The sequence below is a fragment of the Microbacterium sp. ARD31 genome, assembly GCF_031844425.1.
In genome coordinates this window covers 240,660-249,303 of record NZ_JAUZVE010000003.1, presented here as the reverse complement: position 1 = coordinate 249,303, position 8,644 = coordinate 240,660, and the positions used below count along the sequence as shown (strand labels likewise).

Below are 8,644 nucleotides of genomic sequence, written 5' to 3'. Positions count from 1 at the left end.
CGGAGGTGGTACCCGTGGGGATGATGTTGCCGAATGAGCTGATCTGGATCATGGACAAGATGGGGCTGGAATGGCCCGACATCGACGAGGACGAGGTCCACAAGGCGGCTGACCTCGTGCGCGGCTACCGCGACGACATGGAGTCGATCATCCAGGCCGTCGACAGCCGCGTGAACGGCGACCTGGCCACGGCGCTGCAGGGCAACGCGGGCACGGCGCAGGTCGAGGGGTGGAACCGCAACCGTTCCGACAACATGCAGAAGCTGCTCGACGTACTCGGTCCCGCGGCGACGGGCATCGACATCGCGGGCGGCATCGTCCTCGCGATGAAGATCAAGGTCATCGCCGAGGTGACCCTGACGCTCATGCAACTCGTCCCCCTGCTCGCTGCGGGTCCCTTCGGCGCCGGCGGCGCGGCGGTGCTGCTGCTCGCGCGAAAGAAGCTGCTCGCCATGGCGATGGAGGCGACGATCGAGCAGGTCATCAACGAGGTGCTGCCCCTCGCCGTCGAGCCGCTCGTCGAGCAGGTCCCGGTGATCGTCATGGCCCTCATGGACGCGCCCGTCGTGGAGGGCGCCGTCGGAGACGTGGACGAGTTCGAGGCCGACATCGAGGCGCTCGAGGCGGCCGCCGACGAGATGGATGCGCAGGCCGTCGACATCGAGGACCGCACCGATCGGCTGCTCGCGGACCTTGCCAACCTGCAGATCTCGGGAGACTGACATGACGATGAAGAGCCTCATGCGCGAGATCGTCGACGCCGTCGACGGCGCCGGCCGCGAGTTCAAGAAGGGGTTCGGCAGCGCGTTCCGCAAGCGCGGCGGCAAGCACCGCGCCGACGCCGCCCGCATCCGCGGCACGGACCGGCGAAACGCCGCCGACGCGGGAAAGCACCGGCGCGATTCCCCCGTTACCAGCCATGCCAAGAAGTACGACATGCTCACGGACGTCACCCGCGGTGTGGAACAGCTCGGCCGCACCGGACGCCACGCCGCGCCCGACTACAACGTCGCGAACGACCTCGGGACCTCGATCGGCAAGGCGGTGCGCGAGACCCCCGGCGAGGTGGGCAAGGAGGTGCTCGGCACGCCGAAGAAGATCCCCGGGCAGATCGTCGAGGAGCTGTACGAGGACGCCATCGGGCAGGACAACCCGGATGCCTACGGCCAGACCAGCAGTGGGGACATGGAGTTCCTCGCCCCCGCCGGCGAGGCGGCCGAGCTGCGCCGCCTGAGCCGGGGCGCCCTCGAGCAGCGCTTCGACCTCCCGCCCGGCACGCTCGACGGCGCGACGTTCGAGGTCCGCCCCGTCCCCGGCACGAACTTCGTCACCCTCGACATCTCGCGCCCAGACAGCTGACGCCGACCTCGAGCCGACGCCACCGGCATCCGTCCACGGCGGATGACCGCCGTTCCCGTCGGCTCGAGGCGTCGCAGATGGTCGCGGCGGGTGTGGCGGGGCGACCATCTGCGACGTCTCGACGTCTCGACGTCTCGACGGCTCGACGTCTCGGCGGCGGGTCAGCGGTGCAGCGCGCCGGGCGCGACGCCGAGCAGCGCGGCGAGCGCGCGGCGGGTGAGGTCGGCGCGCGAGGGATCGTCGCGCCAGCGGACGAGGCCGTGAGCTCCGAGGCCGTCGATCATCGCGAGCAGGTGCCAGGCGACGGCATCCGCATCGACCTCCGCGAACTCGCCCCGCCCGGTTCCGCGCACGATCTCGGCCGCGAGCGCCCGCTGCCACGCGTCCATCTCGGCGCGCACGCGTGCAGCGAGCGCCTCGTTGCGCGCGCCGAGCGCCCAGCCCTGGACCCAGACGAGCGTGACGGCGCTCGGCTCGTCGCCGAGGACGGTGTCGAGCAGGATGCCGAGCCGCGCCGTCGCGGCATCCGTCACCGTCATCGCGGCCACGACGGCGCGCAGCTCGTCCGCGACGACGGCGCCGAACGCCTCGGCGACGAGCGCGTCCATGCCGTCGGCGTGGTGCGCGACGAGTCCTGGGGCCACGCCGACGCGCGCGGCGACGGCACGCAGCGTGACGGCGTCGAGACCGTCGGCGAGCGCGATCCCGCGCGCCGCGGCCGCGATCTCATCGCGGCGTTCGGCGGGGGTCTTGCGCCGCCGGCGGACGGTTGACGCCTGTGTCATCGCCTCGATAGCCTTCCGTTGTTGATCAAACGATCAATAAGCTACCCGACACCCGAGGGAGACGCCATGGCCTGGCGGATGCCGAGCGAGACCGCCCCGCACGAGCGCACCTGGATGGCGTTCCCCCGCGAGGGCGTCACCCTCGGCGAGACCGCCGCCGAGCGCGACGAGGGCTACGCGACCTGGGCCGCCGTCGCGGCCGCCGTCGCGCGGTTCGAGCCGCTCACGATGGTCGTCGATCCGACCGAGACGGCGCGCGCACGCCGCATGCTCCCCGGCGAGGTGACGCTGCTCGAGGCCCCCGTCGACGAGTACTGGATGCGGGACCACGGCCCCACCTTCGTCGTCGACGACGAGCGCCCCGGCGTCCTCGGCGCGGTCGACTGGATCTTCAACGGCTGGGGCGCGCCCGACTGGGCGCAGTGGCAGGATTCCGCGGCGCACGCGCGCCTGATCGCCGCCGAGGTAGGGGCCGAGCTCGTCTCGTCCGTCCTCGTGAACGAGGGCGGCGGCATCCACGTCGACGGCGAAGGAACCGTGCTGCTCACCGAGACCGTGCAGCTCGACCCGCGGCGCAACCCGTTCGCCGACCGCGCCCGCGTCGAGGCCGAGATGGCCCGCACGCTCGGTGCCGCGAAGGCGGTCTGGCTGAGCCGCGGCCTGACCCGCGACTACGACGAGTTCGGCACGAACGGGCACGTCGACATCGTGGCGACGATCCCCTCGCCCGGCCGCATCCTACTGCACGATCAGCGCGACCCGGCGCACCCCGACCACGCCGTCACCGCGCAGCTGCGCACCGAGCTCGAGGGCCAGACGGATGCCGCCGGTCGCCGCTTCGAGATCGTGTCGCTCCCCGCCCCCGAGACCCTGACCGACGCCCACGGGCCGGTCGACTGGAGCTACGTCAACCACCTCGTCGTCAACGGCGGCGTGATCGCGTGCGGCTTCGGCGAGGAGAAGGCCGACGCGCAGGCCCGCGCGATCCTGGCCGAGGCGTACCCGGGCCGCGAGGTCGTCACGGTCGACGCCCGCGGCCTGTTCGCCCGCGGCGGCGGCATCCACTGCATCACCCAGCAGCAGCCGGCGGTGACCGCATGATCGACGTCGTCGAGGCGTCCCTCGCTGACCTGCGCGCCGCCCTCGAGTCCGGAGAAGCCACGGCGGCCGAGCTCGTCGACGCCTACCTCGCGCGCATCGACGCGTACGACGGGCCCGACACCGAGACGGCGTTGAACGCCGTCGTGGTCCGCAATCCAGACGCGCGAGCCGAGGCCGCGGCATCCGATGCGCGTCGCGCCCGCGGCGAGACCCTCGGACCCCTCGACGGCATCCCCTACACGGCGAAGGACAGCTACCTCGTGCGCGGACTGACCGCCGCGGCCGGGTCGCCCGCCTTCGCCGACCTCGTCGCGCAGCGCGACGCGTTCACGATTGAGCGCCTGCGCGCGGGCGGCGCGATCTGCCTCGGCCTCACGAACATGCCCCCGATGGCGAACGGCGGCATGCAGCGCGGCGTGTACGGCCGCGCCGAGAGTCCGTACAACGCCGACTGGCTGACCGCGCCCTTCGCGAGCGGCTCGTCCAACGGGTCGGGTACGGCGACCGCCGCGAGCTTCGCCGCGTTCGGCCTCGGCGAGGAGACGTGGTCGTCGGGTCGCGGCCCTGCGTCGAACAACGCGCTCTGCGCCTACACGCCCTCGCGCGGTGTCATCTCGGTGCGCGGCAACTGGCCGCTCGTCCCGACGATGGACGTCGTCGTCCCGCACACCCGCACGATGGCCGACCTGCTCGAGGTGCTCGACGTCATCGTCGCCGACGACACCGAGACCCGCGGCGATTTCTGGCGCGCGCAGCCGTGGGTGACCCTCCCCGCGGCGTCGGCGGTGCGGCCCGCGTCGTATCCCGCGCTGGCAGAGCGCGCCTCGCTCGCCGGGGTGCGTCTCGGCATCCCGCGGATGTACATCGGTGAGGACCCGGATGCCGGCACCGGCACCGGCATCGGCGGTCCGACGGGTCAGCGGATCGAGACCCGCCCGTCGATCCTGGCGCTGTGGCGCGCGGCCCGCGCCGACCTCGAGGCCGCGGGCGCGACCGTCGTCGAGGTCGACTTCCCCGTCGTGAGCGAGTACGAGGGCGACCGCGCGGGAGCCTCGACCATCCGCGACCGCGTCCCCGAGGGGTATCTGCACCGCGAGATCGTCGACCTCTCCGCGTGGGCGTGGGAGGACTTCCTCGCCGCCAACGGCGACCGCGCCCTCTCCAGCCTGGCGGACGTCGACGGCGCGACGATCTTCCCCCATCCGCCGGGCGCCCTCACCGACCGCTACACCGGGTTCGACGACGACATCGCCGAGTACCCCAACTGGGTGCGCGCCCACCCGGGCGCGGGCCTCGACGACATGCCCGAACTGGCCGACGGCCTCCGTGCCCTCGAACGCGTCCGCCGCACCGATCTGGAGGAGTGGATGGATGCCGCCGGCCTCGACGCCGTCGTCTTCCCCGCCGTCGCCGACGTGGGTCCCGCCGACATGGACGTGAACCCGGCCTCGGCCGACCTCGGCTGGCGCAACGGCGTCTGGATCGCCAACGGCAACCTCGCGATCCAGCATCTCGGCATCCCGACCGTGACCGTGCCGCTCGGCACGATGACCGACATCGGGATGCCGGTGGGCCTCACGATCGCGGGCCGCGCCTACGAAGACACCGCGCTGCTGCGCCTGGGCGTAGCCTTCGAACGTCTGGGCACCCGCCGGACCCGACCGCCGCGCACCCCCGCGCTCCCCCGCACGACCTCGGAGAACCGATGACCCAGCCCGCCCGTATGCACGACGTGACCGACGAGACCCGTCAGATCGTCGACCTCGTCCTCGACTACTCGCGGCAGCGGCTGCTGACGGACGACAACCCGCTCGACAAGCCGTTGCCGCCCGCCGAGCTCGCCCGCCTGGCCGGCGTGACGATCACCGAGCAGGGCATCGGGGCGCGCAAGGCGCTCGGCGTCTTCGAGCACGTGCTCGCTCCCGCGTGCATCACGACCGACGACCCGCGGTACCTGTCGTTCATCCCGAGCGCGCCGTCGAAGGCGGCCGCCGCGTTCGACCTCGTCGTCTCGGCGAGCGCGCTCTACGGCGGCTCCTGGCTCGAGGGCGCGGGCGCCGTCCACGCCGAGAACGAAGTGCTCCGGTGGCTCGCCGGCGAGTTCGGACTGCCCGCGACGGCCGGCGGCGTGTTCGTGCAGGGCGGCACCCTCGGCAACCTGTCGGCGCTCGTGGCCGCACGCGAGACCGCGCGGGACCGCGGCATCCGTCCCGACCGCTGGCGCGTCGTCTGCTCGGCCGAGGCGCACTCGTCGATCGCGTCCGCCGCGCGCGTCATGGACGTCGAGGTCGTGCCCGTGGCTCCGGATGCCGGGGGTGTGCTCCACGGCGACGCGGTGCGCGCGGCCCTGGAGGAGCACGGCGACAGCGTCTTCGCTGTGGTGGCCACGGCGGGCTCGACGAACTTCGGGATCGTCGACGACGTCGCCTCGGTCGCCGAGGTCACGCGCGAGTACGGGGTGTGGCTGCACGTCGACGGTGCGTACGGACTGGCGGCAGCCCTGTCGGCCTCGGCCCGCCACTACTTCGCCGGCATCGAGCACGCCGACTCGCTCATCGTCGACCCGCACAAGTGGCTGTTCGCCCCGTTCGACGCGTGTGCGCTGCTGTACCGCGACCCCGAGCTCGGCCGCCGCGCGCACACGCAGCACGCGGAGTACCTCGACACCCTCACCGAGACGAGCGACTGGAGCCCCTCGGACTTCGCCGCGCACCTCACGCGACGGGCCCGCGGACTGCCGCTGTGGTTCTCGCTCGCCACCTACGGCGCCGAGGTCTACCGCGAGGCGATTACCTGCTCCATCTCGCTCGCCGAGCGCATCGCCGCCGAGATCGAGTCCCGCGACGAGCTCGAACTCGTGCGCCGTCCGCAGCTGAGCGTCGTCGTCTTCGAGCGGCGCGGCTGGAGCAAGGACGACTACACGGCCTGGTCGAACCGCCTGCTCGACCGCCAGCACGCCTTCGTCACGCCCTCCAGCCACGCCGGTCGCACCAACGCCCGCTTCGCGATCCTCAACCCCCGCACGACGTTCGAGGACCTCGTCGGGATCCTGGACACCATGCGCTGACACCATGCGCTGACACGATGCGCTGACACCCGGCATCCGCCCACCGCCCACATCGACGCACCCCGCGTTCCGCGCGTCGCTCGAGCGGCTGCTCGATCTGCCGATCCTCGGCGACGTGCGCGGCGACGGCTCCTTCTTCGGGATCGAACTCGTGAAGGACAAGGCGACGAAGACGACGTTCGACGCCGACGAGTCCGAGCGGCTGCTGCGCGGCTTCCTCTCGAAAGCGCTGTTCGACGCAGGGCTCTACTGCCGTGCCGACGACCGCGGCGACCCCGTCATCCAGCTCGCTCCGCCCCTCACGATCGGACCGGCGGAGTTCGACGCGATCGAGGGCATCCTCCGGGGCGTGCTGACCGAGGCATCCGCGCGACTGTGACGTCGTCGCCGGAACTCACGCGATGACGTTGCGCCGTGTGAGCTCGGGTTCGCGTGGCGGCACGAGCCAGTTCACGGCGGCGATGCCGAGCGGCAACGCGACGGCGAGCGCCCCCAACAACCACCACGGGATGTCGGCGAGGTCCATCGGCTCCGAGGACGTCTGCGACTGCAGCCAGAACCCGATCGGTGGAAGGATGCCGGCGGCGGCCCCCGCGAACGTGCCGAACCCGGCGATCACGAGCCCCTGCCACAGGCCGATGCGACGACGGAGTCCCGGCGTGCCGCCCACGGCGGCGAGGGTCGCGTCGTCGGGCCGACGCTCGAACCGCGCGAGCCCGAGCGCGACGGCGCTTGCGCCGAGCACGAGGACGGCGACGGCTGCGAGCAGCGGGACGAGCCAGGCGGCGGGGCTCGGCGGGCCGGTCTCCACGGAGATGTAGACCGAGTGGTCGTCGGTCGTCAGGCTGTCCCCCAGCGCGTACGCCCGATCCCAGTTCCGATACGGGGAGTCCTCGGGCATCGCCGCGAACAGGGCCGTCGGCTCCAGGTTCAGGCCGAGCTCCCCAGCGGCAGACGGATGCAGCACAACGCTCAGCGGCTGATCCGGCGCGTCGAGCGCGATCGCGGGGAGGGTCGTCCGCCACTGCGGCTCGGCGAACGCGGCATCGTTCGCCGGAGCGAAGATGTTGTCCGGCGCCTTGCCCGTCGCCCATTCCCGCTCGGTCCACGCGGCGACGTCGATGCGTCCATCGGTGATCAGGTCGCGGTCAGTGATCAGCGCAGCGCCCTGCTCGAACGCCCTCTTGTCGGCGGCGCTCAGTTCGACCCCCATCACGGTCGGAACGTCCGACGCGTCCATCACGGCGATGTTGTTGGTCGGATCGCCGAAGACTCCCGACCATCCCTGATCGGTGTCGTCCCCGCTGAGCAGGTTCCGCTGGGGAACCATGACGGTCGCCCGCACAGCGTCGCCGGGGATGTCCTCCTCGCCGCTCCAGTACAGCTGGAATTGGCGCTGCACGAGCGCGGTCGCCGTCGCCCCCGCCTGCTCGAAGGCGTCGCGGACGTCCTCGAACACGGCGAGCCGTACGGTCGGATCGAGCTGGTCCCCGTCCATGCTCGACACGTCAGCGGTCACGGTCCCGATCGGCGCGGAGTAGTCCCACGTCCGCACCTGCGTCCCGGCCGACATCATCCCGACCCCGACCGCGAACACGCCGACGAACACCGTGGCGCCGATGGCCGCGAACGCCGGCACCGTCCGAGCGCCGTTCGCGACCGCATCTCGCGACGCCATCCGCGCCGCTATGCCGAACCGAGACAGCAGCCGTGAAGCCAGCCAGAGCAGCCACCGACCGGAGATGAGGATGCCCACCTGCGCCAGGACGGGCCCCGCGATGATGCCCACAACGGGGAGCCACCGGAAGGGCGAGTCCCAGGGGAGCATCGTGTCCGCAGCGACGGCCGCTGCCGCCACGCCGCAGAGGATCGTGACGACGACGCCGACGAGGATCAGCAGCGATCCCCACAGCGGCCGCGCAGCGTTCACCCGCTGGGGACGACGTGCTCCGCGAAGCGCGCTGATCGTGTCCGATCGTCCGACGGACCGGGCGGGCACGAATGCGGACGCCGTCCCGACGAGGGTCGAGAAGAGCAGGATGCCGATGAGCATGACCCAGGGCACATGGAAGCCCCAGAACTGCATCGCCGAGCCGTTGTCCGTCAGCCGCATCACGACGGCCGCCAATCCGACGCCGGCGGCGAGCCCCACGCCGCCGGCGACGAGACCGAGCACCGTCCCCTGGAGGAGGACGATTCTGCGCACGTCCCGCGTGTCGGCACCCACGCTGGCCGCGATAGCGAGAGCACGCTGCTGTCGCCGCGCACTCACCGCGAAGGCCGCTCCGGCGAGCATCACCACCATGTAGGCGGCCGCGAGACCACCCGCGCC

7 protein-coding genes and 1 pseudogene are annotated in these 8,644 nt (G+C 72.1%); 6 read left to right on the top strand and 2 right to left on the bottom strand.

Annotated elements, in window-relative coordinates; genetic code table 11:
- The first annotated feature begins 20 nt into the window (after positions 1 to 20).
- Together Q9S36_RS11670 and Q9S36_RS11665 are read left to right on the top strand one after the other, a co-directional pair.
- Complete coding sequence (locus Q9S36_RS11670; RefSeq protein WP_311285281.1) at positions 21 to 722, top strand: hypothetical protein; 702 nt, start codon at positions 21 to 23, stop codon at positions 720 to 722.
- Between the two features lies 1 nt (position 723).
- Positions 724 to 1,359: a hypothetical protein gene (locus tag Q9S36_RS11665; protein ID WP_311285280.1), complete on the top strand. Its 636-nt coding sequence runs from the start codon at positions 724 to 726 to the stop codon at positions 1,357 to 1,359.
- A 161-nt stretch (positions 1,360 to 1,520) separates the two neighbouring features.
- Here the strand turns inward: Q9S36_RS11665 and Q9S36_RS11660 are convergent, their stop codons facing one another.
- Positions 1,521 to 2,144, bottom strand: a complete 624-nt coding sequence (locus Q9S36_RS11660) for a TetR family transcriptional regulator C-terminal domain-containing protein (RefSeq protein WP_311285279.1) — start codon at positions 2,142 to 2,144, stop codon at positions 1,521 to 1,523.
- Positions 2,145 to 2,210: 66 nt separating this feature from the next.
- Between Q9S36_RS11660 and Q9S36_RS11655 the strand changes: the two genes are divergently transcribed.
- From Q9S36_RS11655 to Q9S36_RS11640, 4 genes and pseudogenes are all read left to right on the top strand, one after another.
- Positions 2,211 to 3,245 carry an agmatine deiminase family protein gene (locus Q9S36_RS11655; RefSeq protein ID WP_311285278.1) on the top strand — a complete coding sequence of 345 codons (1,035 nt, stop codon included), beginning with the start codon at positions 2,211 to 2,213 and terminating at the stop codon, positions 3,243 to 3,245.
- Positions 3,242 to 4,954, top strand: a complete 1,713-nt coding sequence (locus tag Q9S36_RS11650; RefSeq protein ID WP_311285277.1) for an amidase — start codon at positions 3,242 to 3,244, stop codon at positions 4,952 to 4,954. Before Q9S36_RS11655 ends, Q9S36_RS11650 begins: the two co-directional genes overlap by 4 nt.
- Complete coding sequence (locus Q9S36_RS11645) at positions 4,951 to 6,312, top strand: aminotransferase class V-fold PLP-dependent enzyme (protein ID WP_311285276.1); 1,362 nt, start codon at positions 4,951 to 4,953, stop codon at positions 6,310 to 6,312. Before Q9S36_RS11650 ends, Q9S36_RS11645 begins: the two co-directional genes overlap by 4 nt.
- 61 nt (positions 6,313 to 6,373) lie before the next feature.
- Positions 6,374 to 6,691: pseudogene (locus tag Q9S36_RS11640) on the top strand (aspartate aminotransferase family protein); the annotation flags it as partial.
- A gap of 15 nt (positions 6,692 to 6,706) precedes the next feature.
- On the opposite strand, the gene Q9S36_RS11635 reads toward Q9S36_RS11640, so the two are convergent.
- Positions 6,707 to 8,608 carry an FtsX-like permease family protein gene (locus Q9S36_RS11635; protein WP_311285570.1) on the bottom strand — a complete coding sequence of 634 codons (1,902 nt, stop codon included), beginning with the start codon at positions 8,606 to 8,608 and terminating at the stop codon, positions 6,707 to 6,709.
- Between the last annotated feature and the right edge of the window lie 36 nt (positions 8,609 to 8,644).